General features: G+C 71.6%; 21 protein-coding genes. 13 read left to right on the top strand and 8 right to left on the bottom strand.

Going from position 1 to position 26,081, the window contains the following annotated elements; translation table 11 throughout:
* Positions 1-70: 70 nt before the first annotated feature.
* The 3 genes from OHS58_RS24815 to pdxA are packed head-to-tail and all read right to left on the bottom strand — an operon-like array spanning position 71 to position 6,550.
* Entirely contained in the window at positions 71-4,729 is a 4,659-nt protein-coding gene (locus tag OHS58_RS24815) for a DEAD/DEAH box helicase (RefSeq protein WP_328644172.1), read from the bottom strand.
* Positions 4,710-5,528, bottom strand: a complete 819-nt coding sequence (locus OHS58_RS24810; RefSeq protein ID WP_328644171.1) for a DeoR/GlpR family DNA-binding transcription regulator — start codon at positions 5,526-5,528, stop codon at positions 4,710-4,712. Before OHS58_RS24810 ends, OHS58_RS24815 begins: the two co-directional genes overlap by 20 nt.
* Positions 5,525-6,550: a 4-hydroxythreonine-4-phosphate dehydrogenase PdxA gene (gene pdxA, locus OHS58_RS24805; protein WP_328644170.1), complete on the bottom strand. Its 1,026-nt coding sequence runs from the start codon at positions 6,548-6,550 to the stop codon at positions 5,525-5,527. Before pdxA ends, OHS58_RS24810 begins: the two co-directional genes overlap by 4 nt.
* Positions 6,551-6,789: 239 nt before the next feature.
* On the opposite strand from pdxA, the gene OHS58_RS24800 reads away from it, so the two are divergent.
* The 4 genes from OHS58_RS24800 to OHS58_RS24785 all read left to right on the top strand — a co-directional run bounded on the left by OHS58_RS24800 (position 6,790) and on the right by OHS58_RS24785 (position 10,799).
* Positions 6,790-8,646 (top strand): Hsp70 family protein, encoded by a 1,857-nt coding sequence (locus OHS58_RS24800; RefSeq protein WP_328644169.1) that lies wholly within the window; start codon positions 6,790-6,792, stop codon positions 8,644-8,646.
* A gap of 62 nt (positions 8,647-8,708) precedes the next feature.
* The gene (locus OHS58_RS24795; protein WP_247062976.1) at positions 8,709-8,903 is read left to right on the top strand and encodes a DUF3046 domain-containing protein; all 195 of its coding nucleotides are present in this window, start codon (positions 8,709-8,711) and stop codon (positions 8,901-8,903) included.
* A gap of 232 nt (positions 8,904-9,135) precedes the next feature.
* A complete protein-coding gene (recA, locus tag OHS58_RS24790) occupies positions 9,136-10,182 on the top strand; it encodes a recombinase RecA (RefSeq protein ID WP_247062979.1) in 1,047 nt (348 codons plus the stop codon).
* 89 nt (positions 10,183-10,271) lie between these two features.
* The gene (locus OHS58_RS24785; RefSeq protein ID WP_247064101.1) at positions 10,272-10,799 is read left to right on the top strand and encodes a regulatory protein RecX; all 528 of its coding nucleotides are present in this window, start codon (positions 10,272-10,274) and stop codon (positions 10,797-10,799) included.
* A 243-nt stretch (positions 10,800-11,042) separates the two neighbouring features.
* On the opposite strand, the gene OHS58_RS24780 is transcribed toward OHS58_RS24785, so the two are convergent.
* The 4 genes from OHS58_RS24780 to edd all read right to left on the bottom strand — a co-directional run bounded on the left by OHS58_RS24780 (position 11,043) and on the right by edd (position 17,067).
* A complete protein-coding gene (locus tag OHS58_RS24780) occupies positions 11,043-12,335 on the bottom strand; it encodes an MFS transporter (protein WP_328644168.1) in 1,293 nt (430 codons plus the stop codon).
* Between the two features lie 20 nt (positions 12,336-12,355).
* Complete coding sequence (locus OHS58_RS24775) at positions 12,356-14,356, bottom strand: PEP/pyruvate-binding domain-containing protein (RefSeq protein WP_328644167.1); 2,001 nt, start codon at positions 14,354-14,356, stop codon at positions 12,356-12,358.
* Between the two features lie 213 nt (positions 14,357-14,569).
* Positions 14,570-15,175 (bottom strand): bifunctional 4-hydroxy-2-oxoglutarate aldolase/2-dehydro-3-deoxy-phosphogluconate aldolase, encoded by a 606-nt coding sequence (gene eda / locus OHS58_RS24770; RefSeq protein ID WP_328644166.1) that lies wholly within the window; start codon positions 15,173-15,175, stop codon positions 14,570-14,572.
* Positions 15,172-17,067, bottom strand: coding sequence for a phosphogluconate dehydratase (gene edd, locus OHS58_RS24765; protein ID WP_328644165.1), 1,896 nt, complete (start codon positions 17,065-17,067; stop codon positions 15,172-15,174). Before edd ends, eda begins: the two co-directional genes overlap by 4 nt.
* 252 nt (positions 17,068-17,319) lie before the next feature.
* Here edd and OHS58_RS24760 point away from each other — a divergent pair, with 252 nt between their 5' ends.
* The 7 genes from OHS58_RS24760 to OHS58_RS24730 are packed head-to-tail and all read left to right on the top strand — an operon-like array spanning position 17,320 to position 23,394.
* A complete protein-coding gene (locus OHS58_RS24760; protein ID WP_247063001.1) occupies positions 17,320-17,607 on the top strand; it encodes a hypothetical protein in 288 nt (95 codons plus the stop codon).
* Positions 17,604-18,428: a hypothetical protein gene (locus tag OHS58_RS24755; protein ID WP_328644164.1), complete on the top strand. Its 825-nt coding sequence runs from the start codon at positions 17,604-17,606 to the stop codon at positions 18,426-18,428. Before OHS58_RS24760 ends, OHS58_RS24755 begins: the two co-directional genes overlap by 4 nt.
* A 52-nt stretch (positions 18,429-18,480) precedes the next feature.
* Entirely contained in the window at positions 18,481-20,400 is a 1,920-nt protein-coding gene (locus OHS58_RS24750) for a fumarate reductase/succinate dehydrogenase flavoprotein subunit (RefSeq protein WP_326954993.1), read from the top strand.
* Positions 20,397-21,149, top strand: coding sequence for a succinate dehydrogenase/fumarate reductase iron-sulfur subunit (locus OHS58_RS24745; protein ID WP_247063007.1), 753 nt, complete (start codon positions 20,397-20,399; stop codon positions 21,147-21,149). Before OHS58_RS24750 ends, OHS58_RS24745 begins: the two co-directional genes overlap by 4 nt.
* On the top strand, positions 21,146-21,736 hold the full coding sequence (locus OHS58_RS24740) for a hypothetical protein (RefSeq protein ID WP_328644163.1): 591 nt from the start codon (positions 21,146-21,148) through the stop codon (positions 21,734-21,736). The genes OHS58_RS24745 and OHS58_RS24740 overlap by 4 nt, the downstream gene beginning before the upstream one ends.
* Before the next feature lie 12 nt (positions 21,737-21,748).
* Positions 21,749-22,279, top strand: coding sequence for a GNAT family N-acetyltransferase (locus tag OHS58_RS24735; RefSeq protein WP_328644162.1), 531 nt, complete (start codon positions 21,749-21,751; stop codon positions 22,277-22,279).
* Entirely contained in the window at positions 22,276-23,394 is a 1,119-nt protein-coding gene (locus OHS58_RS24730) for an amidohydrolase family protein (protein ID WP_326954990.1), read from the top strand. Before OHS58_RS24735 ends, OHS58_RS24730 begins: the two co-directional genes overlap by 4 nt.
* Before the next feature lie 28 nt (positions 23,395-23,422).
* Here the strand turns inward: OHS58_RS24730 and OHS58_RS24725 are convergent, their stop codons facing one another.
* Complete coding sequence (locus OHS58_RS24725) at positions 23,423-24,274, bottom strand: helix-turn-helix domain-containing protein (protein WP_326947455.1); 852 nt, start codon at positions 24,272-24,274, stop codon at positions 23,423-23,425.
* 171 nt (positions 24,275-24,445) lie between these two features.
* Between OHS58_RS24725 and OHS58_RS24720 the strand changes: the two genes are divergently transcribed.
* Together OHS58_RS24720 and OHS58_RS24715 are read left to right on the top strand one after the other, a co-directional pair.
* Entirely contained in the window at positions 24,446-25,387 is a 942-nt protein-coding gene (locus tag OHS58_RS24720) for a DUF4037 domain-containing protein (protein ID WP_328644161.1), read from the top strand.
* On the top strand, positions 25,380-26,060 hold the full coding sequence (locus OHS58_RS24715) for a YoaK family protein (RefSeq protein WP_328644160.1): 681 nt from the start codon (positions 25,380-25,382) through the stop codon (positions 26,058-26,060). Before OHS58_RS24720 ends, OHS58_RS24715 begins: the two co-directional genes overlap by 8 nt.
* Positions 26,061-26,081: the final 21 nt, after the last annotated feature.

Raw genomic sequence — 26,081 nt, 5'->3', positions numbered from 1 at the left:
ACTGGCAGCTTAGGCCAGCGGTGAATCGCCCCGCCGGGGAATCACCACGAACTGCGGGTGGCCGGGAGGATCAGGCGCGGAGCCGGAGCCCCGAGGGTGTCGCGCGGAAACCCGCCTCCGTCAGCACTTGCGCGAGTTCGGAGGTCAGGGCTTGCTCGCCGTCCGCGCGCTGGACCGACAACTGGCCCAGCCAGCCTTCGCGGACCGCCGCCGACAACGCCTGGGCCGCGTCCGTGAGTGGTTGCCGTTCCTCCGTGAAGCTCAGCAGCGATCGGCCGCCTCGCTCGACGTACAGCGCCGGCACCCCGTCCACCAGCACCGCCAGCGCACCCGCCTTGCGCGCCGGACGATGCTTCGTGTCGCCGGTCGCGGCGGGCCAAGGCAGCGCCGCGCCGTACGGCTGGGCCGGATCCGCCGCCGCCAGGACCACCGCGCGCCCGGGAGCGGGACGGCCGGGGCCGGACAGCGCGCGCAGCCGGTCCACCGCGCCCTTCGCCGCGAACTGGGCCGCGCCGAGGCCTTCCACGACGTACCCGCGGATCACCTGGCCGGTGTCCTCCATGCCGCGCAACACCTTGTAGATCCCGGAAAACCCGCCGGTGACGCGTTCGGTGTCGAGCGCGCCGCGGGTCAGGACGCCGTGGCGCTCCAGGAACGCTTCGGTGCGCGCGTGGGCCCGCCGGGTGGCGTCGGTCTCGCGAGTGGGGGTCAGTGCCCACCGGCCGGCGACGGTCGGTGGGCCGGAGCGCGACGGCATCTGCGGCCGCCCCGCCCGCAGCCGCGCGTACCGGCCGCGCGGGGCCTGCCGGCGGGGTTTGTGCGCCCCGTGCCCGGCGACCTGGGCGCGCAACGGCCCCAGCGTGTCGCCGGTGACCAGCCCGGCCCACACCAGATCCCACAGCGCGGCCACGGCTTCGGCGTCGCTCGGCGCCTTGTCCACCAGCACGGTCGCGCGGTCCACCAGCTGCCGGAAGAACAGCGCACCACCCTCCAAAGTGGACACGATGGCGTCGTGCAGCGGGCCGGTCGGGATGTCTTCGACGACCTCGGGCAGCAGCAGGTCGGCGACGTCGGTGGGCGCGAGGGCGATCCAGCCGTCGCCGCCCGACAGCGCGCCGCAGCCCGCCCAGGTGACTTCGCCCGCGGTCGTCAGCTCGTCCAGCAACGCGGGGGAGTAGCCCGGCAGCCGCCCCGGCAGGATCAGCGACTCCACCGCGCTCGCCGGCAACGGCGCCCCGGCGAGCTGCTCGACCACCGAGAGCACGTCGTCCGCTGTCGGCGCCGCCCGGACGCGTCCACCGAACCCGTGCCACGACGGCAGGAACCGCCCCAGCGCCGCCGGTTCGACCGGCTCCACCTCGGCCCGCAGCTTCGCCAGCGACGCGCGCCGCAGCCGGCGCAGCACCGCCGAATCGCAGTACTCGACCCCGGCACCGTGGGTGTCAGGGTGCCCGACGGGACTCAGCTCGCCCCGGACCAGGCGGCCTTCCCCGGTCAGCCGGTCGAGGACGCCGGTGACGACGGCCGTGCCGAGCCCGAACCGCGCGGCCACGGCCGCCGCCGCGAACGGACCCCGGCTCCGGGCGTAGCGCGACAGCAGGTCCCCGAGCGGGTCCGCGACCGGTTCGGTGAACGCCTCGGGCACGCCGACCGGCAGCGCGGTGCCCAGCGCGTCCCGCACCCGGCCCGCGTCCTCGATCGCGATGAACCGTTCCTCGCCACCGATCCGCACCCGGAGGGCGCGCCGCGCCCCTTCCAGCTCGGTGAGCCACTCCGGCTGGATCCCGCGCTCCCCGGCCTCCGCGACGGTCAGGTCGCCGATGAACCGCAGCAGGTCGGCGGCGTCCTCGGCCGAACGCGCGTGCCGGTCGGGGTCGAGGCGCTGCAACGACCGCGTGACCTCGGAGACGGCTTCGGGATCGAGCAGCTCCCGGATCGCCTCGGTGCCCAGGAGTTCGGCCAGCAGCCCCGAATCCAGCGACAGCGCCGCCGCGCGCCGCTCCGCCAGCGGCGCGTCGGTCTCGTAGAGGAACATGCCGATGTAGCCGAAGAGCAGGCTGCGCGCGAACGGTGACGCGGCCGGCGTCTCGACCTCCACCAGCCGGACCTTGCGGGCCCGGACGTCGGCCATCAGCTCGCGCAGCCCGCCCACGTCGTAGACGTCCTGCAGGACCTCGCGCATCGCCTCGAGCACGACCGGGAAGCGTTCGTACTTCGCCGCGACCGACAGCAGCTGCGACGCCCGCTGCCGCTGCTGCCACAACGGGGTCCGGCGCCGCGGGTCCCGGCGCGGCAGCAGCAGCGACCGCGCCGCGCACTCCCGGAACCGGGCCGCGAACACCGCCGAGCCGCCCACCTCGGCGACGATCAGCTGCTCGACCTCTTCGGGGTCGAGCAGGATGTCGTCCGCGCTGATCGTGACGTCCGCGCCCTCGGCGTCGAGCGCGTCGGGCAGGCGCAGCACGATGCCGTCGTCGGAGTGCGCGATCTGGGCGTCGACCCCGCGGTTCTCCCGCAGCCGCGCGGCGATCGCCAGTGCCCACGGCGCGTTGACCTGCGCGCCGAACGGCGAGTGCACGACGATCCGCCAGTCGCCCAGCTCGTCGCGGTAGCGCTCCAGCAGGATCGTGCGGTCGTTCGGGACGTGCCGGGTCGCGGCCTTCTGCTCGGCCAGGTAGGCGAGCAGGTTGTCGCACGCCCGCTGGTCCAGGCCCGCCGCGGTGGCCCGGTCCCGCGCCTTCTCGTCGTCCGATGTGGACAGTTCGCGGACGAACTTCCCCAGCGCCCGGCCCAGTTCCAGCGGACGCCCTGGTGCGTCGCCCTTCCAGAACGGCATCCGCGCCGGCTCGCCCGGCGCGGGCACCACGATGACGCGGTCGTGCGTGATGTCGGTGATCCGCCACGACGACGTGCCCAGCAGGATGGTGTCGCCGACGCGCGACTCGTACACCATCTCTTCGTCGAACTCGCCGACCCGCGAGCCCGGTTTGTCGTCGCCGCCCGGGGTCATGACGGTGAACAGGCCGCGGTCCGGGATGGTGCCGCCCGAAGTGACGGCCAGCCGCTGCGAGCCCGGCCGCCCGCGCAGCTCGCCGGCGATGCGGTCCCAGGTGATCCGCGCCCGCAGCTCGCCGAACTCCTCGCTCGGGTACCGGCCGGCGAGCATGTCGAGCACCGCGTGCAGCGCGTCGTCCGGCAGCGCCGCGAACGGCGCCGCCCGCCGCACCAGCGTCGCGAGGTCCGTGACCGACCACGGCTCGAGCGCCACCATGGCCACGACGTGCTGCGCCAGGACGTCGAGCGGGTTGCGCGGGTACCGGACCGCTTCGATCGCCCCGCTCGCCATCCGTTCCGCGACGACCGCGCAGGACACGAGGTCCCCGCGGAACTTCGGGAACATCACCCCGGAGGACACCGCGCCGACCTGGTGCCCGGCGCGGCCGACGCGCTGCAGCCCGGACGCCACCGTCGGCGGCGCCTCGATCTGCACCACCAGGTCGACCGCGCCCATGTCGATGCCCAGCTCCAGCGATGACGTCGCCACCACGCACGGCAGCTGCCCGGACTTGAGCGCCTCTTCGACGTGCGTGCGCTGCTCCCGCGACATCGACCCGTGGTGCGCCCGCGCGATCACCGCCGGCGCGCCGGTGCTCACGCCCGACTGCCCGACGGCCTCCGCCGGGAAGGTGTCGCCGGCGGTGAGCTCGGTCTGTTCGGCGGCGAGCTCGTTGAGCCGCGCGGTCATCCGCTCGGTGAGCCGCCGGGAGTTGGCGAACACGATGGTCGAGCGGTGGGACTGGATCAGGCTCAGCACCCGTTCCTCGACCGCCGGCCAGATCGACGGCCGCTGCACCGGGTTGCCGGAGATCTCCTCCAGCGTGCCCAGCCCGCCGGGGGCGACCTCACCCGGCGGGAACGCGGTGGTCATCGACTCCAGCTCGTCGAACGGGCTCGGCGCCGGACCGCGCGGCGCGTCGAGGTTGCTCATGTCGTCGACGGGGACCTCGACCCGCACCTCGATGGTCTTCGCCAGCTTCGGCTGCACCACCCGCACCGGACGGCCGCCGGCCAGGAACGCGCTCACCTCGTCGACCGGGCGGACCGTCGCCGACAGGCCGATCCGCTGCGCGGGCTTCGCCAGCAGCGAGTCCAGCCGCTCCAGCGACAGGGCCAGGTGCGCGCCGCGCTTGCCGCCGGCGACCGCGTGCACCTCGTCGACGATCACCGTCTCGACGCCGCGCAGGGACTCCCGCGCCGACGAGGTCAGGATCAGGAACAGCGACTCGGGTGTGGTCACCAGCACGTCCGGCGGGGTCTTGCCGAACGAGCGGCGCTCGGCCGCGGTGGTGTCGCCGGTGCGCATGCCGACCGTGATGTCGGGCACCGGCAGCCCGAGCCGCCGGGTCGCCTGCGAGATCCCGGCGAGCGGGGCCCGCAGGTTCCGCTGGACGTCGACCGCCAGGGCCTTCAACGGCGAGACGTAGAGGATTCGGCAGCGTTTCGTGGCTTCGGCCGGCGGCGGTTCCACCGAGAGCCGGTCCAGCGCCCAGAGGAACGCGGACAGGGTCTTGCCGGACCCGGTCGGCGCGACGACGAGGGCGTGTTCGCCCGCGTGCGCGGCCCGCCAGGCCCCTTCCTGGGCCGCGGTGGGCGCGGCGAAGGCACCCGCGAACCAGTCCCGGGTCGCGGGGGAGAAGAGGTCGAGCACGTCAGCTGCCACGTGGTCCATGATGCGCGCCCCCTCCGACAGTTTCGGTTCCGCCGGCGAGCAGGACGCCTCCGCTCTCGGCGAACGGCGAATACTGGATGTCGACCTTCGTGCGGTCGGTGACCAGGCGGAACTCCCGGTCCAGTGGGGTCCAGTAGGGGAAAGGTGCCTGGCCCAGCTGGGAATGGTCGGCCAGCACGTACGCCTCGGCGCCCGCGTGCAGCATCGCGTGCCGGACCACCGACTGCTCGAGTGACGGGCAGCACAGACCCCGTCCGGACACCAGGCCGTCGGTGCCGAGGAACACCCGGTCGGGTGAGACGTGCCGCAGTTGCGCGAGGACGCTCTCGCCGAGGATCGCCTCGCCGGGGTGCCGCAGCCGCCCGCCGAGCACGATCAGGTCGATCCCGGGGAAGCCGGCCAGCTCGCGGATCGCGGTGACGCTGTTGGTGACCACCGTCAGCCCTTCGCGGTGGGCGAGGTAACGGGCGAGCCGCCCGGTGATCGTCCCGTCGTCGAGCAGCACGACTTCGCCGTCCCGCACCAACGCGGCGGCTTCGCGGGCGATGGAGTCCCGCGCCGCCGCGTGCTCCTGGTCCTTCTCCCGGGGACCGCGGTCCCCGGGCCCGGTGTCGAGCGCGCCGCCGTAGGTGCGCACGACGTGCCCGGCCCCGGCGAGCGAAGCGAGGTCACGGCGGATCGTCGACTCGGAGACGCCGAACTCCTCGGCCAGCCGCGTGATGCCGCCCGAGCCGTCGCGGACGGCTTCCAGCAGCATCGCGCGCCGGTCACGGGTGCCCGGTCGTGGCTGGGACGTCATCGGCCGGGCGGGTAGATCGAGGGCAGCTTCCGCGCGTACGGCGCCAGTGCCGCCGCCGCCTTGAACGCCGCGACCATCGTGCCGTGCGAGGCCCGGCCGGTGCCGGCGATGTCGAACGCCGTGCCGTGGTCCACCGACGTGCGCAGGATCGGCAGCCCGACGGTGACCGACACCGTGCCGTCGAAGTCGTAGGTCTTCGACGCGATGTGCCCTTGGTCGTGGTACAGCGAGAGCACGCCGTCGAAGTGGCCCTGGATCCCTTGGTGGAACACGGAGTCCGCGGGGAGCGGGCCGACCACGTCGAGGCCCGCGGCGCGCGCGGCGGCCACCGCGGGGGCGATGGCGACGATCTCCTCGTCGCCGAACTTGCCGCCCTCGCCGCCGTGCGGGTTCAGCGCCGCCACGGCGAGCCGCGGTTTCTCCGTGCCGAACACCTCCAGCGCGGTGTACGCCTCGCGGATCGCGTACTCGATGTTCTCCCGGGTGATCCGGTCGATCGCCTCGCGCAGCGAAAGGTGCCTGGTGGCGAAGAAGATCTTCAGTCCCGACACCCAGAACATCGTGTTGAACCGGGTCGAGCCGGTCAGCTCGCCGAGCATCTCGGTGTGCCCGAGGTGCTGCGAGCCCGCCGCCCAGATCGCCTCCTTGTTGATCGGCGCGGTCACGACCGCGTCGACCTCGCCGGCCAGCGCGAGCCGGGTGGCCACCTCGATCGCGCCGACCGCCGCCGCGCCCGCGGTCGCGTTCACCTCGCCCCACGGCAGGTCCTCGCGGACCACGCCGAGGTTGAGGATGTCGATCACGCCGGTGGTGAAGCGCGCGTCGGCGACCGTGGCGATCGGGTTGATCTCCAGGTTCAGGCCCAGGTGCCGGACCAGGCGTTCCAGCACGATCGCGTCACCGACCGCGACCCCGCGCGCCATCTGCAGGGACTCGGGCTCGGCGAGGGTCTTCAGGGTGATCTCCGGGCCGATGCCCACGGGATCGCCGAGGGTGACGGCGAGGATCGGGAGGTCGTTCACGGGCGCTTCCTTCTGGTCGGCACTGCGGTACGGGGTCGTCCGTCGAACGGGTGCGACTCACGCCGCGTGTCATGGAGTAGAGAATACGCCGACTTGCGCGGAATGTGCAACTGGGTTGCGCGAAGTGCGCAGCTCGGCCGAGCGGCAGTGACTTTCGCGGGTCCGCACGCACGGTGACCGCGCACGTGGCAGCATCACGGCCAGCGTCGTCAAGGCGTGTTTTCGCGAAGGGGAGTGCTGTGCGGATCCTGTCGGTGGACCTCGGGACGTCCAACACCGTCGCCGTGCTGTCGGCGCACGGCATGCCGCCGAGGGTCGTCGAAGTGGACGGTTCGGCCAACATGCCGTCGGCCGTGTTCGCCACCGAAGAGGGCACGATCATGGTCGGCCGCGACGCCGAACGCCGCGCCCGCCTCGACCCGACCCGGTTCGAGCCGAACCCCAAGCGCCGCATCGACGAGCAGACCCTGTTGCTGGGCACCGACGTCGTGCCGGTGAACGAGGCGCTCGCCGCCATCCTCCGCCGCGTCCTCGAAGAGACGTCGCGCCAGCTCGGCGGCGAACAGCCCGACGAGGTCCGGCTGACCCACCCCGCGCAGTGGGGGCCGACCCGCCGCAACGTCCTGATGTCCGCCGCCCGGCTCGCCGGGATCGGCGGGAACATCCTGCTGGTGCCCGAGCCGGTCGCCGCGGCGGCGCACTTCGCGTCGTTCCCCGGCAAGGCCCTCGCGCCCGGGCAGGCGCTGGCCGTCTACGACCTCGGCGCGGGCACCTTCGACGTCGCCGTCGTCGGCGCCACGCAGACCGGGTTCACCGTGCTCGCCGAGGACGGCCTGCCCGACCTCGGCGGCCTCGACGTCGACCAGGCGCTGATGGTGCACGTCGGGCGCGAGGTCTCGCACTCCGACCCGCAGCGCTGGCAGCGGCTGCTGCGGCCCGAGTCGACCGCCGACCGCCGGACCCGGCGCGCGCTGCAGGAGGACGTGAAGGCGGCCAAGGAGGCCCTTTCGCGGCACCCGCAGACCGAGGTGCCGATGCCGGAGCCCTTCAAGGACGTCCTGGTCACGCGCGGTGAGCTGGAAGGCCTGGTCCGCCCGGCGATGCTGCGCAGCGTGGAGCTGCTGGCGCGGACGCTGCGCTCGTCCGGGCTGACGCCGGACCGGCTCGCGGGCATCTACCTCGTCGGCGGGTCGAGCCGGCTGCCGCTGGTCGGCGCCATGATCGCGGAGAAGCTCGGCGTCGTTCCGGGCAGCCTCGACCAGCCGGAGACCGCCGTCGCGCTCGGCGCCCAGCACGTCGCCCGCGACGGGCTCGGCGCGCGGACGCAGAACGTCGAGGGGGCCGTGGCCGCCGGCACCGCGCCGCACCGCCCGCAGTACGCGCCGCCACCTCAGCCGCAGTACCCGGGTTACGCGCCCTCGAACTTCCCGCCCAGCGGGCCGCAGCGGGTGCAGGCCCCCGCGCCGTCGAACTTCCCGGCGTACTCGCCCGCGGCCGAGCAGGCCGAGCCGAAGCCCGGTGGCCGGAAGAAGCTCGTCATCGGGATCGCGGTCGCGGTGGTCGTCGTGCTCGCGGCGGGGCTGACGTTCTTCCTCACGTCGTCGTCCGCGGCGACGACCTACACCGCGGACCAGTGCAAGACGCCGGGCCAGGCCGACGACAAGGGCTTCACCGGCTGCCTGCGCCAGCTCGCCGGGAAGATCGCCGACACCGGCGACTGCAAGCCGGGCATGGGCAACGGCCCGGCGGCGCCGGCGGAGAACCTCGGCGCGTCGTCGACCTGCTCCGCGCCGGGCCGGGCGGGCACTCAGGTGACCTACGTCCACGGCGACAGCGCCGACACGCTGAAGCAGTACACCGACGGCCTGCTCACCTCGGCCGGCGGCGACCGCACCGAGGCCGACTGGGGCGGCAACGGGCTCAAGGGTCACTACGCGTCCGCCGCGGGCAAGACGTCGGCGGTGCTCGTGTTCACCGTGTCGGACCGGCCGCTGACCGGCTTCATCTACCAGCTGAACTCGAGCGATCAGGCCGCGGCGACCACGCCGGGCACGCTGGCCGACTACTTCGAGGCGAGCGTCCAGCCGGGGAGCTGACCCGGGAAGGGCGCGAACGGGCCGTTCGTGCCCGGTACGACCGCCCGGATAGCATGGCTCCGATGCGCATCACGGTTTTCCGGCGGCTGATGGCCGACGAGTTCGGTCCCGGGCGGGCCCAGGTGCTGGCACGGGACCACGTGCTCAGCGCGCTCGGTGGCCGCACCGTCGACCAGGCGCTGACCGCGGGAATCCCGGCGAAAGAGATCTGGCGAGAGGTCTGCGACGCCTTCGACGTCCCGGCGGAACGGCGCTGACCTGCGGGGATCCGGCCGGCCCTTACCCGGGCGGGCGAAAATCCTAGCGCAAGGGTGTGTCGCTGCCGACCTCGAACAGGTGTTCGTCTATGGTGTTGTCCACATACGGGTCCAGCGATCCACAGATGGGGCGCCGCGCCTGGAATTGTCGGACCCCGCCGCTAGCGTCGGACCGGACAGCTGAAGAACCGAACAGAGCCCCGGCGGGCTCATACCAGCGAGGTGGACTTCCATGCCTGCAGCACCCGACAAGGACAAGGCGCTCGAACTCGCCCTTGCGCAGATCGACAAGCAGTACGGCAAGGGCTCGGTCATGCGCCTCGGCGACGACGGCCGCGCGCCCATCGCCGTGATCCCCACCGGCTCGATCGCCCTCGACGTCGCACTCGGCATCGGCGGGCTGCCCCGCGGCCGTGTCGTCGAGGTCTACGGCCCGGAGTCCTCTGGTAAGACCACGGTCGCCCTGCACGCGGTGGCGAACGCGCAGAAGGCCGGCGGCATCGCGGCGTTCATCGACGCGGAGCACGCGCTGGACCCGGAGTACGCCAAGAAGCTCGGCGTCGACACCGACGCGCTGCTCGTCTCCCAGCCGGACACCGGTGAGCAGGCGCTGGAGATCGCGGACATGCTGATCCGCTCCGGCGCGCTCGACATCCTGGTCATCGACTCCGTGGCCGCGCTCGTGCCGCGCGCCGAGATCGAGGGCGAGATGGGTGACTCGCACGTGGGTCTCCAGGCCCGCCTGATGAGCCAGGCGCTGCGCAAGATGACCGGTGCGATGAACAACTCCGGCACCACCGCGATCTTCATCAACCAGCTGCGCGAGAAGATCGGCGTCATGTTCGGCTCCCCGGAGACCACGACCGGTGGTAAGGCGCTGAAGTTCTACGCCTCGATCCGGCTCGACGTGCGTCGCATCGAGACGCTCAAGGACGGCGGCGAGGCGGTCGGCAACCGCACCCGCGTCAAGGTCGTGAAGAACAAGATGGCCCCGCCCTTCAAGCAGGCCGAGTTCGACATCCTGTACGGCCACGGCGTCTCCCGCGAGGGTTCGCTCATCGACATGGGCGTCGACCAGGCGATCGTGCGCAAGTCCGGTGCCTGGTACACCTACGAGGGCGACCAGCTCGGCCAGGGCAAGGAGAACGCGCGGAAGTTCCTGCGCGAGAACCCGGACATCGCCAACGAGATCGAGAAGCGCATCAAGGAGAAGCTCGGCATCGGCCCGCAGCTCGACGCCGAAGCCGTCGAAGCCGTGCCGGCGCCGGTCGACTTCTAGGAGAGGGTCCTGGTCCTCACCGTGGCAGCGGTTCACGGTGAGGCGCGCATGAACGACGAGGAGTGACCGAGGTGGCGAGGGCACCGAAGATCCCGCCGTCGGAGCTGCCCCCGGAGGAGCGCTTCAAGAAGGCCAAAGAGGTCTGTTACGACCTCCTGGCCGTGCGGGCGCGTACTCAAGAGGAGCTCCGGCAGGCCTTGCACCGCAAGGGCTTCGACGAGGAGACCAGCGAAAACCTGCTCGGCAAGCTCGACCGGGCGGGGCTGGTCAACGACGCGGAGTTCGCGGAGCTGTGGGTGAAGTCCCGGCACACGACCCAGGGGCTGTCCCGCACCGCGTTGCTGGCCGAGCTGCGGCGCAAGGGCGTCGACGACGAGGTCGCGGCGCAGGCGGCGGGCGAGGTCGACCGCGAGTCCGAGGAGCAGATGGCCCGGGAGCTGGTCCGCAAGCGGCTCGGGTCCCTGGGCAACGTCGACGAGCAGACGGCGCTGCGGCGCCTGCTCGGCTTCCTGGCGCGCAAGGGCTACCCGCAAGGGCTGGCGTACACGGTGATCAAGGAGGAGCTCCGCGAGTACGGCGCGGAGTCCACCCTCCTGGACGACGCCTACATCGACTGACAACCACCGGGCCCGGTGAGGCCACGGCGGGTGAAGGTGCTTTGCCTGGAAAGGGCTTAGCACGACCCGTCGAGCACTCGGATGTGATCGTCGCCGGGCTGCGCTGTGGCTGGACCAGGCCGTTGCGGTTCGGGCCGGTCATTGCGCCCCGGCGGATGCGGTGGGGCTGTGCCGGGATTGTGGGTGTGCCGCCGGGCGTCCGGGCGCACCGGTGCTTGCCGCGTTGCGAGCACCGGCCGCACGTCATGCCGAGGTGGCCGGTGCTGCCGCCGGTACCGCCTCCTGCTCCGCCGGTGCCGTTCGCTTTGTCGGTGGGCGGCGGTCGGAGCGGTGTTTGCGGACCGCCAGCAGCAGCACCGCCAGCAGGCCCATCGCCACGCACGTGACCGTCGCCGAGAGCACCAGGAACTCGTCGAGGCGGCCGGCCGACAGGTAGGCGCCCAGCGCCACCGCCACCAGCGCGCACACCGCTCGGTCCACAATGGACTCCATTGACAGGAGCGTCGCGCGGTAGCGGGAGTCCGGGATGGAGTCGTTCAGGAGCTGCTTCTGGATCGGGAACGAAATGCCCGTCGCCACGGCGAAGACGCACAGCAGGAGCACCGTCGGGACCGTGCCGGCCGGGACGATGAAGCCCAGGCACAGGGCCATCACGATCGTCAGGGTGAACACCGAGGCGACCGGGCCGATGGCGCGTCGCAGCCGGTGGGGGCGGGCCGCGCCCAGGGCTTCGAAGACCGTCATGGCGGCCAGTACCGCGCCGTACCAGTTCACCGAGAGCGTCTTCGACTCCAGGATCGGCTGGAACAGGTTCACCTGGCAGATCCGCACCAGCGTGAACATCGCGATGCCCTGCACCATCAGCAAGAACAACCACCGCGACGACCGCAATGCCGACAGTGCGCCGCCGACGCCCGCGAGGAGGGACGCCGTCTTGCCGGCCGCGCGGCGGCCGCCCGGGATCGGGGGCAGCTTCAAGGCGAACGCCAGGGCGATGGCCGCGTTGAGCGCCGTCAGCCAGTACGGAGAGGGGAGGTTCCACGCCATCAGCAGGCCGATCACCGGCCAGTACACGATCTTGCCGATCAGGCTGTACGCGCGGCCGACGCCCTCCACGCGAAGGTAGTGCTCACCTTCGCCATGAGCGTGCAGGTACTCGTAGAGGTACGCGCTCTGCGCGCCGGACACCAGGGACCTGGCCAGCGCGATCAGGATGAAGTGGATCAGGAACCCGGTGTAGGAACCGAGGAACACCGGCACCAGGTTCGCGGCCACGAGCACGGCGGCGCCGGCCTTCAGCGACGTCCGGTAGTCGAACCGGTCGGCGATCATCCCGGTCGGGATCTCCAGCAGGCAGAACACGATGTAGTAGATGCTCTGGATGCCGAAGATCTGGCCGTCGTCGAGGCCGACGAGCTTCTGGTACTGGTAGAAGATCGGCACCCACAACAACAAGCCGAAGAAGAACTGGAACCCGTAGGTCAACCGGACGGCGCGCTGCACGGCCGGCTTCGCGGGCAGGCGGAAGCCCAACATGATGTGTGTCTCCGGGAAAGTCAGGCCGAATAGGGGCGCAGCTGGACGATGTGGACGTGGTCGCGGTCCGCGAGCCACTCGACGTCCACCGGCGAGTCGAACGTGTAGTCGGGGGAGAAGTGCGCCTGCAGCAGGCGTCCGGCCACCGCGAGGCGCTGCAGCTGCTCGTGGGCGCGCTCGTCGAGGTCCGCTGCCGCGTCGCCCAGGGACACCGTGCGGCCGCCGCCCTCGACGGTCGAGTACAGGTACTGCATGGGCAGCGTCGAGCCGTCGACGACGTCGGTGACCTTCGGCGAGACGTTGACGTACACCGTGCGGAAGTCCGCGCGGTTCATCGGGTTCGTCGTCACCAGCACGCCGCCGAAGTCGGCCGCGACCTGCTCCTGGATCACCACGCCCATGTAGCACTCGTCGAGTGAGATCCCGGCCTGGTGGCGCAGCCGGACGCTGCGCACCGACACCAGCGACGCCCAGACTTCCTTGACACTGGCGAAGATCCGCTCGGCGGTCGTGACGTGGTTGATCGACTCGTAGATCCCGGCGGCCGAGAACCCGGCGAGGTCTTCGGCGTTCGACGAGCTTCGGACGACGAACGTGCGCACCCCGGCCAGCTGCGACACCAGCGCGGAGTCGATCTCCCCGGCCAGCGCGCCCGGCATCCGCGCCGACCGGATCAGGCTCTGCAGCTCGACGCACAACGGCTCGATCTCCCGCGCGTCCAGTTCCAGCGCCATCTTCAGCTTGCCGATCGCCTGCTGGATCCGCGGCGACGACTCGAGGAACCGCCGTTGCAGCGAGAACGGCAGGGCGATCCCGCGCGGCACGCGGATGCGCTCGTCCAGCAGCCGGCGGGCCGCGTCGGAAAGGTCGGCCACCGAAGCGCCGGCCGGGATGCCCAGCAGCTGGGCCAGGTGCGGCAGCAGGTTCTCCCGCGGCGGCCGCGGGACCTGGTAGAAGCCCAGCAGGCGCTGCGAGCCGCAGGCCAGGACGTGGTGCAGCTCGCCGAGGTTCGCCGCCTTGGTGCCGTAGCGGTAGCGGTCGGCCGCGCGCAGCCGCGCGAGGTTCACGATCGGGCTGTGGTCGGACTCGGGTTCCTCGAGCGTGACGCGCTGGGCGTACCAGGACGGCGGCGCCGCGTCGGCCGGCTCGTCGACCTCCCGCAGCGTGAGCGACCGCTCGTCCACGGTGTACTCGACCCACTTGCCGTCGAGCCCGCGGCGCTCGATCTCGGCCAGCGCGCCGAGCTGGACGGCGTTCGGGATCTGCCAGCCGGTGGCCAGCACGTTGGTGTGCGACAACGGCGTCGTGTGCCGGGCGTTGACGATGCCGGACAGCCGCGGGATGTCGTCGGGCACCCGGTCCATCACGATGATGTCCGACCAGGCCAGCCCGCCTGTGGCCGCGGCGGCCCGGTACTCGGCTTCGGTCCGGAACGCGCGCAGCCGCCCGGTCGTCGTGCCGGGGTTCAGCGCCACGAACGGTGCCGTCGAGAACAGCTCGTGGGCGAAGACGCGGGGGAGCTCGGCCGCCGGGATCTCCCGGACGAGCCGTTCCTGCAGCTGGTTCGCCGGCTTGAACAGCAGCGGCAGTGCCGGGTCGACGTGCTCCGCCACGAAGGCGTGGAACTCGCGGATCAGCGCGGCCGGCATGGTGTCGACCTCGACCGTCTCCAGCGAGAGGATCTTCCTCTCCTGCCGCGTGTGCAGGGCGAGGATGCCGAGCAGGAACCGGCGGTCCGGTGCGTGGTAGAAGCGTTCGTTGTAGCCGTCGATCTCGGCGCGCACCCGGGCTTCGGGGACGCCGAGGATCTCCTCGCCGATATAGATCGCGTGAAAGGAATGACGCGCGTCGTTCAGGAAGTGGATCGTCCGCAGTTCGCGATCGACCACGACCTTGACGAAGGAATAGCCGCCGAGGGTGCCGCACAGCTGGTGGAGCGCGGACAGGGAAAGCCGTTCGCCGACGAGTGCGGCGACGTTCTCGGGGGACGTGCTGGGGGCGACCACGCTGGTCAGGGACACCGGTTCTCCTCGCTGGAAATTGCGAGGGGGGACGTTAACAGGCGGTGAATCACCGACTGTGGCGCGAATGGCCCGGTGACTGGAACAAATGGCGGAACCCATGACGGCCGCCACACTCTCTCGGAGCACCGTTCCAGCGCACTGGAACGGTGCTCCCGGAATCCGGACGCCGGTTCCGCCGTTCGGGGAGGGACTTCCTGCAGGTGATCTGCGCTACAGCTTCGCGGCTTCCGCGGCCAGCTTCTCGATCGTGGAGACATCGAGCGAGGACGTCAGCCACGAACCGCCGATGCAGCCGACGTTCGGCAGCGCGAGGTACGTCGGCGCCGAGGCCACCGTGATCCCGCCCGTCGGGCAGAACTTCAGCGACGGCAACGGCCCCGCGATCGACTTCAGGTACGCGACCCCGCCGGACGCCTCGGCCGGGAAGAACTTCAACGCCGTGAGCCCGCGCTCGGCCAGCTTCATCGCTTCCGACACCGTGCTCGCGCCGGGCAGGAACGGCAGCCCGGAGTCGAAGCACGCATCGACGACGGCGTCCGTGCAGCCCGGCGTCACGAGGAACTTCGCCCCCGCGTCCGCCGCCTGCTTCGCCTGGTCCGGCGAGGTGACCGTGCCGGCGCCGATCACGATGTCCGGGACCTCGGTCGCGACGCGCTCGATCGCGGCCAGCGCCGCCGGCGTGCGCAGGGTCAGCTCGATGACCCCGATCCCGCCGGCGAGCAGGGCCCGGGCCGTGGGCACCGCGTCGTCGGCGTCGTCGATCACCACGACGGGCATCACGGGGGACAGCGCGAGCAGGTCCGAACCGGTGGTCACTGACCAACCTCCTGGGTTTCCAACGAGTGCGTGGGAATGCCGAAGTGCTCCGGCGTCAAACCGCCGAACACCGAAGCGCCCTGGTCGGCGGGGCCGACGGCACGGCGCAACGCGGCGAACAGCTCTCGGCCGGTGCCGGTCCAGGATGCTTCGGACGGCGGCCCGTCCACAAGTTCACGGAGGGCGAGTTCTTCGTCACCGACGAAGACGTCGAGAGTGCCCGCGGCGGCGTCGAGCCGGACGACGTCACCGTCGGCGACGCGGGCGATCGGGCCGCCCGCCGCGGCTTCCGGCGTCACCTGGATCGCGGCCGGGATCTTGCCGGACGCGCCCGACATGCGGCCGTCGGTGAGCAGCGCCACCTGGTGCCCGCGGTCCATCAGCACCCCCAGCGCCGGGGTGAGGCCGTGCAGCTCCGGCATGCCGTTGGCCTGCGGACCCTGCTGCCGGATCACCACGACGACGTCGCGGTCCAGCTCGCCGGCCTCGAACGCGCCCGTGAACGCCTCCTGCGTGGTGAACACCCGCGCCGGCGCCTGGACGATCCGGTGCTCGGGCGCCACGGCGGACACCTTGACTACGGCGCGGCCGAGGTTGCCCGCGACCATCCGCAGCCCGCCGTCCGCGGCGAACGGGCGCCACGCCGGGCGCAGCACGTCCTCGTCGAGGCTGCGGGTCGGCACGTCGCGCCAGACCAGCTCGCCGTCGGACAGGATCGGTTCGGCCCGGTAGCGGTGCAGCCCGAAGCCGGCCACGGTGTGGACGTCCTCGTGCAGCAGCCCGGCGTCGAGCAGCGTGCCGACGAGGAACTGGATGCCGCCGGCGGCGTGGAAGTGGTTGATGTCGGCGCTGCCGTTCGGGTAGACCCGCGCCAGCTGCGGCACGACGGCCGAGAGGTCGGAGAAGTCGTCCCAGGTCAGCTGGATGCCGGCGGCCGCGGCGATGGCGACCAGGTGCATCGTGTGGTTGGTCGAGCCGCCCGTGGCCAGCAGCGCGACGACGCCGTTGACGAACGCCTTCTCGTCGAGGATCCGCGAGACCGGCGTGTACTCCTCGCCGCGCGAAAGCGTGACGACGCGGCGCCCGGCTTCCTCGGTCAGCGCGCGCCGCAGCGCGGACCCGGGCTGGACGAAGCTGGCGCCGGGCAGGTGCAGGCCCATCACCTCGACGACCATCTGGTTGGAGTTGGCGGTGCCGTAGAACGTGCAGGTCCCGGCCGAGTGGTACGACGCCGCTTCGGCGTCGAGCAGGTCTTCGCGGGTCGCGAGGCCCTCGGCGTACAGCTGCCTGACCCGCGCCTTCTCCTTGTTCGGCAGGCCGGAGTTCATCGGCCCGGCGGGTACGAGGATCACCGGCAGGTGGCCGAAGGACAGGGCGCCGATCAGCAGTCCGGGCACGATCTTGTCGCAGACGCCCAGCAGCAGGCTCGCGTCGAACATGTCGTGCGACAGCGCGATCGCCGTCGACATCGCGATGACCTCGCGGCTGAACAGGGACAGCTCCATGCCCGCGCGGCCCTGCGTGATGCCGTCGCACATCGCGGGCACGCCGCCGGCGAACTGGGCGACACCGCCCGCGCCGCGCACGGCCTTCTTCAGCCAGGCCGGGTACTCCTGCATCGGCTGGTGCGCCGAGAGCATGTCGTTGTAGGAGGAGACGATCGCGACGCCGGGGGCGCGGGCGGCCCGCAGCGCCTCCTTGTCGGCGCCCTCCATGGCGGCGAAGCCGTGGGCGAGGTTGCTGCACGCGAGGCCGCGGCGGACCGGGCCTTCGGCGTGCGCGGCGGCCATGCGGCCGAGGTACGCGGTGCGAGTCGCGGCACTGCGCGCGGTGAGCCGCGCGGTGACGCCGGCGACGGTCTCGTGCAGGGGCGTGGTGGCGGGGTTGCTCATGTCCGGCTCCGGATCACTGGTTCGTGGTGGTCCGCGGGACGGCTGCACTGGCGCCTCTGGGTCGTGACGCTGGCCACACTACCTGTCGCGAACGCCGAATCAAAATCGATTCAGAAGATCAACCCCAGTGACCCCGATCACGCCCCTACTTAGCTAATGTGCTACTTGTCACACTGCACGACGAACGGCAGAGTCGGTCCTGGCGACGCGATCGCCAACCGGCCCGGCCGGCCCCACCACACGGGAGGCATGATGTCCACCTCCGAGATCGCCGAGCTGCGGCGAACCATCGGTCAGCTCAGGCAGTGCGTCGGCGCACTGCGCTCGCGCTACGGCGACGCTTCGGCCGTCCGCCGCCTCGCCAACGACGTGGAGCGCCTCGACATCGACACGGCCGACCTCGACGGCACCCCGCTCGCGGTACCGACGCAGGCGAAGGCCGCGGAGCGCGTCCAAGTTCCCGACACGCCGTACGACCCGGCGCTGTGGCACGGCGCGGACGACGAAGGCGTCGGCGGCTACAAGCGCGACCAGCGGTGAGCGCTCCGGCTGACAACGGCGTCGGCACCGGCGTCCGGTCCCCGAAACGGGCCAGGATCGCCGAACGCACCCTGCGTACCGACCGATGGTGGCTCCAGCCCCTGCTCACCGTGCTCGGGCTGAGCGCCTTCATCGTCTACGCGACGGTCCGGTCGTTCGTGCGCACCGCCTACTGGGTGCCCGACTACCACTACCTGACGCCGTTCTACTCACCCTGCCTGTCCACGTCCTGCGTCGAGGGCTCGAGCCACTTCGGCCACTGGTTCGGCGATCTGCCGGGGTTCATCCCGCTCGGCTTCGTCGTGCTGCCGTTCCTGCTCGGGTTCCGCCTGACCTGCTACTACTACCGCAAGGCCTACTACCGGGCGGTGTGGTTCTCCCCGCCGGCGTGCGCCGTCGCGGAGCCGAAGGCGAAGTACACCGGCGAGACGCGGCTGCCGCTGATCATCCAGAACGTCCACCGCTACTTCTTCTACGTGGCGCTGGTGGTGTCGCTGGTCAACACCTACGACGCGATCATGGCGTTCCACGGGAAGACCGGCGGCTTCGGCTTCGGGCTGGGCAACGTCGTCCTGCTCGCCAACGTCGTGCTGCTCTGGGCGTACACCCTGTCCTGCCACTCGTGCCGGCACGTGACCGGTGGCCGGCTGAAGCACTTCTCCAAGCATCCGGTGCGGTACTGGATCTGGACGCAGGTGACGAAACTCAACACCCGCCACATGGCGCTGGCCTGGACGACGCTCGGCACGCTGGTGCTGACCGACTTCTACGTCATGCTCGTGGCCAGCGGGGCCATCGCGGACCTGAGATTCGTGAACTGACACCCGTCCTTCCCGACAAGACCGTCCCCATTTTCCGAGGTGGAATCCCTACATGACCGAGGTCGAACGGCACAGCTACGACGTGGTGGTGATCGGTGCCGGAGGTGCCGGTCTGCGCGCGGTGATCGAAGCGCGCGAACGCGGTTACCGCGTCGCGGTCGTGTGCAAGTCCCTGTTCGGCAAGGCGCACACGGTGATGGCCGAAGGTGGCTGCGCCGCGTCGATGGGCAACGCGAACTCGAACGACAACTGGCAGGTCCACTTCCGCGACACCATGCGCGGCGGGAAGTTCCTCAACAACTGGCGGATGGCCGAGCTGCACGCCCAGGAGGCGCCGGACCGCGTCTGGGAGCTCGAGACCTACGGCGCCCTGTTCGACCGCACCGCGGACGGCCGGATCAGCCAGCGCAACTTCGGCGGGCACACGTACCCGCGGCTGGCGCACGTCGGTGACCGGACCGGGCTCGAGCTGATCCGCACGATGCAGCAGAAGATCGTTTCGCTGCAGCAGGAGGACTTCGCCGAGACCGGGGACTACGAGGCGAAGATCAAGGTCTTCGCCGAGTGCACGGTCACCGAGCTGCTCACCAGCGACGGCGCCATCGCCGGCGCGTTCGGCTACTGGCGCGAGAGCGGCCGGTTCATCCTCTTCGACGCGCCGGCGGTCGTGCTCGCGACCGGCGGCATCGGCAAGTCGTTCAAGGTGACGTCGAACTCGTGGGAGTACACCGGCGACGGCCACGCGCTGGCGCTGCGGGCGGGCGCGAAGCTGATCAACATGGAGTTCGTCCAGTTCCACCCGACCGGGATGGTCTGGCCGCCGAGCGTCAAGGGCATCCTCGTCACCGAGGGCGTGCGCGGTGACGGTGGCGTGCTCAAGAACTCCGAGGGCAAGCGGTTCATGTTCGAGTACGTGCCCGAGGTGTTCAAGGGCCAGTACGCGGAGAGCGAAGAAGAAGCCGACCGCTGGTACGCCGACGCGGACAACAACCGGCGCACGCCGGACCTGCTGCCGCGCGACGAGGTGGCCCGGGCGATCAACTCCGAGGTCAAGGAGGGACGCGGCTCCCCGCACGGCGGCGTGTTCCTCGACATCGCCAGCCGGCTGCCGACCGAGGAGATCAAGAAGCGGCTGCCGTCGATGTACCACCAGTTCAAGGAGCTGGCGGACGTCGACATCACGGCGGAGGCGATGGAGGTCGGCCCGACCTGCCACTACGTGATGGGCGGCATCGAGGTCGACCCGGACACGGCCGCGTCGAGCGTGCCCGGGCTGTTCGCCGCGGGCGAGTGCTCGGGCGGCATGCACGGTTCCAACCGGCTCGGCGGCAACTCGCTGTCGGACCTGCTGGTGTTCGGCCGCCGCGCCGGGCTCGGCGCCGCCGAGTACGTGCTGGGGCTGACCGACCGGCCCGCCGTCGCGCAGTCCGATGTGGACGCCGCGGCGAAGATGGCGCTCGCGCCGTTCGACCCGCCGGCGGGCGCGTCGGCCGAGAACCCGTACACCCTGCACACCGAGCTGCAGCAGTCGATGAACGACCTGGTCGGCATCATCCGCAAGGCCGGCGAGATCGAGCAGGCGCTGGTGAAGCTGGCCGAGCTGCGGCACCGGATCCTGCACGTCACCGTCGAGGGGCACCGGCAGTTCAACCCCGGCTGGCACCTCGCGATCGACCTGCGCAACATGCTGATGGTCAGCGAGTGCGTCGCGAAGGCGGCCCTGACCCGGACGGAGAGCCGCGGCGGGCACACCCGCGACGACCACCCGGGCATGGATCCCGAGTGGCGGCACAAGCTTCTCGTGTGCGCGTCGTCGCCGGGGGAGAACCCGGTGGTGCCGGACGTCGGCGTCACGGTCAAGGAGCAGGTGCCGCTGCGCCAGGACCTGCTGGAGCTGTTCGAGTTCGGCGAGCTCGGGAAGTACTACACCGACGGAGAACTCGAAACGCACCCCGGTGGGAGCAAACCATGAGTTATAAAGCGAGTTTCCGGGTCTGGCGCGGCGACGACACGGGCGGCGCGCTGCAGGACTTCACAGTGGAGGTGAACGAGGGCGAGGTCGTCCTCGACATCATCCACCGGCTGCAGGCCACGCAGGCGTCGGACCTCGCGGTGCGCTGGAACTGCAAGGCGGGCAAGTGCGGGTCGTGCTCGGCGGAGATCAACGGCAAGCCGCGGCTGCTGTGCATGACGCGGATGTCGACGTTCACCGAGGACGAGGTCGTCACGGTGACGCCGATGCGGACGTTCCCGGTGATCCGCGACCTGGTCACCGACGTGTCGTTCAACTACACGAAGGCGCGGGAGATCCCGTCGTTCACCCCGCCCGCCGACCTCAAGCCGGGTGACTACCGGATGCAGCAGGTGGACGTCGAGCGCTCGCAGGAGTTCCGCAAGTGCATCGAGTGCTTCCTGTGCCAGAACACCTGCCACGTCGTGCGCGACCACGAGGAGAACAAGGAGTCCTTCGCGGGGCCGCGGTACCTGATGCGGATCGCCGAGCTGGAAATGCACCCGCTCGACGTCGCCGACCGGCGTGACGCGGCCCAGGAAGAGCACGGCCTCGGCCTCTGCAACATCACCAAGTGCTGCAGCGAGGTCTGCCCGGAGGGCATCCACATCACCGACAACGCGCTGATCCCGATGAAGGAGCGCGTGGCGGACCGCAAGTACGACCCGATCGTCTGGCTGGGCAACAAGCTCTTCCGCCGGGACAAGTGACGCTCGCTCGTTCGACGCTCGCGAACCGTCTGCTGGCCGCTCTTCCGGCGGCCGAAGCCGGTTCGCGAGCGTCTTTGCGTGGGTCGCTGGCCCACGGGACGGCGGACGGCTACAGCGACATCGACGTCGAGTGGCTGGTGCCGGACGTCGCGTTCCCCTCGTGTCTCGACGTGGTGCCGGTGCTGTCGGCGGTCCAGCCCGTCGCTTCGGTGCGGTTCTCGCCCGACTTCCTGCACTCGCCGGTGCAGCGCCTCGTCTTCGTCCGGTTCGCCGGCGTGCCGCTGTTCTGGCGGCTCGACCTCGACGTCCGGACGGCGGCGGCCGACGACGTTCCCGCGCCGGCCGCGGACGACGAGTGGTCCCGGCCGGAAAGCGCGCTGGCCAACGCGCTCGGCGCGGTGAAGGCCGTCGCGCGCGGCCGGTTCGACGACGCGCGGGGCCTGCTCGACCGCGGGTTCGCCCGGATCGGCTCGGCCGACCGGGCCACCGGTGACTGGGCCGCCGACGTCGCCCGGCTGGCGCGGGCCTGCGAGCGGCGGGAGCCGGGCCTGGCGGGGTTCGCGGCGGAGATCGTCGCGCTGGCGTGACAGGCTGAGGCCATGGAGATCGCACTGCTGCCGACGTCCGCGGCGGAGGACCGGCCGCTGATCGACCGGATCACCGCGCTGGTCAACCAGGTCTACGCCGAGTCCGAGAAGGGCCTGTGGCGGGGGAGCACCGACCGGACGTCCACCGGCGAGGTGGCCGGGTTCGTGCGCGCCGGGGAGATCGCCGTCGCGCGGGTCGAGGGCGATCTCGCCGGTTCGGTGCGCCTCCGGCGGCTCGACGATCACACCGGCGAGTTCGGGATGCTCGCCGCCGATCCGGCCCGGCGGGGCGCCGGCGTCGGCCGGGAGCTGGTGCGGTTCGCGGAGCGGGCGAGCCGGGACGCGGGCTGCCGGGAGATGCAGCTGGAGCTGCTCGTGCCGCGCGAGTGGACGCACCCGTCGAAGCAGTTCCTCGCCGAGTGGTACGACCGGCTCGGTTACCGCGTGACCCACCGCGCCGACCTCGCCGAGGACTACCCGCACCTCGCGCCGTCGCTGGCCACGCCGTGCGACTTTCTCGTCTACCGCAAGGAACTGGCGTGACGCTGCTCGCCGGCGCGCGGGTGCTCGACCCCGAAACCGGCGAGACGACCCGCGCGGACGTCCGGCTCGACGGCGACCGGATCACCGAGGTCGGCCCCGGGCTCGACGGTGCCGGGCGCGTCGACTGCGCGGGCGGGCTCCTGATCCCCGGGCTCATCGACTGCCACGCGCACGTCGCGTTCCCGCGGCCGGAGCCGTTGCCGCGCAGCGCCCGGGTGCTCGAAGCCGTGCCGGTGCTGCGGAAGCTGCTCGCGCGCGGGATCACCACCGTCCGCGACGCCTGGGGTGCCGACGCCGGCCTCAGGCACGCCTTGCGCGAAGGCTGGATCACCGGGCCGGACCTGCTGGTCAGCCTGCGCCAGCTCGGCCCGACCGGCGGCCTCGGGGACAGCTGGGAGCCGCCCGCCGGCGCCGTCGACCGCTTCGGTGACCCGTCGCTGCCGGACCCGCTGTTCGACGGGCCGGACGCGGCGCGCGCGGCGGTCCGCCGGATGGTGCGCGCCGGGGCGGACTGGATCAAGGTGGGGGCGAGCGGGGCGATGCGGGCGGTCCGCGCGGGCGTGGACGTCCGCCCGACCGACGAGGAGCTCGTCGCGCTGGTCGACGAGGCTCGCCGGTGCGGGCGGGACGCCATGGCCCACGCGCACACGTCCGCCGCCGTGGTCTCGGCGGCCCGCGCGGGGGTGCGGAGCGTCGAGCACGGCACCTTCCTGGACGACGAAGCCGTTGCGGCGCTGGGGAACGCCTGGTTCGTGCCGACGCTGGCGCCGATCGACGACAGCGAGTTCGCCGCGGACCACCGGAGGTCGGTGCGCCTCGCCGCCGAGGCGGGTGTCCGGATCGCCGCGGGCTCGGACCTCGCCCCACGCCCCCATGTCGACTTGACGACCGAGCTGCGGTTGCTGGCCGCGGTCCTCGGCGACGCGGCGGCCCTGAAGGCGGCCACCAGCGAAGCGGCGAGGCTGTTGCGCCTCGACGACGACCGCGGCCGTGTCGAGCCGGGCCTGCGGGCCGACCTGGTGCTGCTTGACGGCACGGACCTCGACGTGACCGACCTGCCGGGTCGGGTCCGGGCGGTCTGGCACGACGGAAAGGCCGTCAGCACAAGGGAATGACGGGGAGGGGGCGTGGGCGGGGGTGCGTTCAGTCCGTCATGAGTTCGAACTCCTCGGTCAGGCGGATCAGGAAATCGCGCGAGTCCCGTTCGGACAACGCCACTTGCTCCAGGCGGGTGCGCAGGACGTAGAAGGCCTCGACCGCGACCCGGTCGTCGACGAACAGCCCCGCGGCGAAGGTTTCCTCGTAGGCCACAGCGGGGTGTTCGGCGAACTCCATGATCGTGAAGCGGCTGCCGACCAGGTGGTAGGGCGGCGCCGAGGCGGGCACGACGCGGATGGTGCAGTGGGGCAGGTTGGTGGCGAGCACGAGGGACTGCAGCTGTTCGTGCATCAGCGCCGGATCGCGCACGATCGAGCGCAGGGTGTGTTCGTAGACGAAGTACAGGCAGTCCGGCGGGTTCGTCCGCTGCAGCAGCCGTTGCCGGTCCATTCTCGCCTGGATCAGGAGCTGGAGCCGGTCCGTGGTGTACCGGCCGGACATCTCGTAGAGGGTGCGGACGTAGTCCTCGGTCTGGAGCATGCCGGGCAGGGCCGTCGGGCTGTTCGAGATCACCCGGGTCGCCAGGTTCTCCTGGACGATGAGGGACTTCGCGGGATCGACGAGCGCGCTGAAGTACGGCCGCACCCAGTAGAGGTCGCTCGGGGGTTTTGTCAGTTCCAGCAACCTGTTCCGTTCCGGGGCCTTGGTTCCGCAGTTGGCCAGGTAGATCGCCGCGTCGATCGGGGAGATGCGGCGGCCGTTCTCCCAGCCGGACACCTTCGACGCAGACCAGTCCGCGCGCCGGGCCAGCTCGCGCAGCGACATCTGCTTCGCTTCGCGCTGGGTCTTCAACTCGATGCCCATCTCCCGTGTGCGCACCGTGCTCTTTTCGGTCATGCTCGCACGCTAAAGGCAACCACCGACAAAATGCCGCGTGCCGCGCGAGGATTCACCGGAAGGGATGTGGGGTGTTCTGCCTGTGTGACAACGGGTTTAGCCCGCGAAGCGCTGCGAAGCAGCTTCGCATAATGAAGCGCGCTTCGCACGTTAGTAAGCCAGAATGGCCGTATGACGTTCATTTCCGGAATCGAACTCGCGCGCCGCTTCTACGGCGGCGTAGTGCGTCCGCTGCTCACCGGCGAGCCGCACAGCGCCGCGTTGCTCGGCCCCGGTTCCGAGGTCCTCGGCTTCGACACGGAACGCTCGGCCGACCACGACTGGACCGCGCGCGTCCAGCTGTTCCTGCCGCGCGTCCGCGAGGTCCGGGTGCCGGAGACGTTCCTCGGTCACCCGGCGAAGCTGATCGTCGCGACGCTCGACGACTGGCCGCGCGGCGTGCTCGGCTTCGACCCACGCCGGCCGCAGCGGCGTGACTGGCTCGCCACCCCGACGCAGGTCTTCGCGGAGTTCACCGGCGGCGCGGTGTTCCACGACGATCTCGGGCTGGAAGTGCTGCGGCGCAACGTCGCCTGGCACCCGGACGACGTCTGGCGGTACGTCCTCGCGTGCCAGTGGCGGCGGATCGAGCAGGAGGAGCCGTTCGCCGGGCGGTGCGGGGAGGCCGGGGACGAGCTGGGCTCGGCCGTCGTCGCGGCGCGGCTCGTGCGGGACCTGATGCGGCTGTGCCTGCTGATGGCGCGCCGGTACCCGCCGTACAGCAAGTGGCTCGGCAGCGCCTTCGCGCGGCTGCCGATCGCCGGGACGCTCACGCCGTCGTTGACCGCGGCCCTCGCCTCGACGACTTGGCGGGAGCGGGAACGGCACCTCGTGACGGCGTTCGAGACCGTCGCCGAGGCGCACAACGCCCTCGGGCTCACCGAGCCGCTGGAGCCGCGGGCGAGCGCGTTCCACGACCGGCCGTTCCGGGTGATCCACGCCGAGCGGTTCGCCGCGGCGCTGTACGCCGGGCCGGCGTCACCCGCCGGGGCGATCGACCAGTTCGTCGACAGCACCGACGCGCTCGGCGACCGCGCGTTCACGCGCCGGGTGGTTGACTGCCCGGATGGCTGAGACGAAACCGCGCGACCTGGCGGTGCTGCTGCTGACGCTGACCGTCGTGACCGGGGTGGTCGACGCGGTCAGCTTCCTCGGGCTGGGCCGCGTGTTCGTGGCGAACATGACCGGCAACGTCGTGTTCCTCGGGTTCGCGGCGGCGGGCGAGACGACGTTGTCGGTGGTGGCGTCGCTGACGGCGGTCGCGGCGTTCCTGGCGGGCGCCCTCGCCGGCGGCCGGCTGGCGCGCGTCGAGGAGGACCACGGCGCGCTGCGGAAGGCGACCGCGGTCCAGGCGCTGCTGGTTGCGGTGGCGGTCGTGCTGTCGGCGACGCTGGGCAGCGGCACGCGGCTGGGCAGCGAGCTGCTGATCGTGGTGCTGGGCGTGGCGATGGGCCTGCAGAACGCGGCGGTCCGCCGCATCGGCGCCCCCGACCTGACGACCACGGTGCTGACGATGACGCTGACGGGCTTCGCCGCGGACTCCAAGGCCGCGGGCGGCGACGGTGCGCACCCGCTGCGGAAGGTGGTCGCCGTGGCGGCGATGCTGGCGGGCGCCTTCGCGGGCGGGATGCTGCAGCTGCACGTCGCGATGTGGGCGGCGCTGACGCTGGCCCTGGTACTGGTGGTCGCGGTGCTGACGGCGCTGCAGCTCGACCGGCCGCGTACCAGGACCACCGCCGACCGGTGACGAACCGCCTTGCCGGGCGGC

Origin of the sequence: Amycolatopsis sp. NBC_00348, assembly GCF_036114655.1 — a bacterium.
In the GTDB taxonomy this organism is placed as follows: domain Bacteria; phylum Actinomycetota; class Actinomycetes; order Mycobacteriales; family Pseudonocardiaceae; genus Amycolatopsis.
The sequence above is the reverse complement of the archived record's forward strand: the minus strand, read 5'-3'. Positions and strand labels throughout refer to the sequence as shown.